Here is an 869-nt window from a genome sequence, read left to right on the forward strand (position 1 = left end):
TGTGGCGAGGACCGAGCAAGTGGTAGTAACTTTAACCACCGCAAACAATGGATAGTTGATAAATTCACTCAACTCGCCGAGGTGTTTTCTGTTGATGTAGCGGCTTATGCGGTGATGAGTAACCACTATCATTGAGTATTGCGGGTTAACCAGCAGCAAGCCCAACAATGGAGCTATACCGATATAAACACCCGTTGGAAGCAGTTATTTAACGGGCACAATGCGGTTGAGCAATACCTTAATGACCCACACGCTAAAGACGAACAATATCCTAAAGCGATTGAGCGGCTAGAGCAATGGCGCGAACGCTTATTTGATATTAGTTGGTTTATGCGCTGCTTAAATGAGCACATTGCTCGCCAAGCCAATGAGGAAGACCAGTGCACAGGGCGCTTTTGGGAGGGGCGTTTTAAATCACAAGCCTTGCTTGATGAGCCCGCAGTGCTGGCCTGTATGGCTTATGTAGATTTAAATCCAGTAAGAGCCAAAATAGCAGACACCCCAGAAGACTCTGACTTTACCAGTATTCAACGTCGCATACAGGCCTTAAAAGCCGCTAAATCTAAGCACGATTTACAGCCTTGTAAGGTGTTAGCGTTTACCGGATATAAAGCCCATGGCAAACCTAGCTCAGGTTTACCCTTTAACCTTTATGAATACTTAGAATTGGTAGATTGGACAGGCCGCTGCGTGCGTGCCGATAAACGCGGCGCAATTCCTGCGCATGTTCAGCCCATTATGGATAGATTAAATATCTACCTAGAAGATTGGCTAAAAATAATAAAATCTTTTGATAAGCACTTTATAGGCGCTGCTGGTTCGAGCAAACATTTACAGCAACATGCTAATCAAACCGGAAGAAGTTGGTG

General features: G+C 45.0%; 1 protein-coding gene. It reads left to right on the forward strand.

Going from position 1 to position 869, the window contains the following annotated elements:
• Positions 1–138: 138 nt before the first annotated feature.
• Positions 139–869: transposase (locus tag Q4549_RS21845; RefSeq protein WP_303554606.1), on the forward strand; the 731-nt coding region annotated here is incomplete at its 3' end.

Source organism: Agarivorans sp. 2_MG-2023, assembly GCF_030548085.1.
Classification (GTDB): domain Bacteria; phylum Pseudomonadota; class Gammaproteobacteria; order Enterobacterales; family Celerinatantimonadaceae; genus Agarivorans.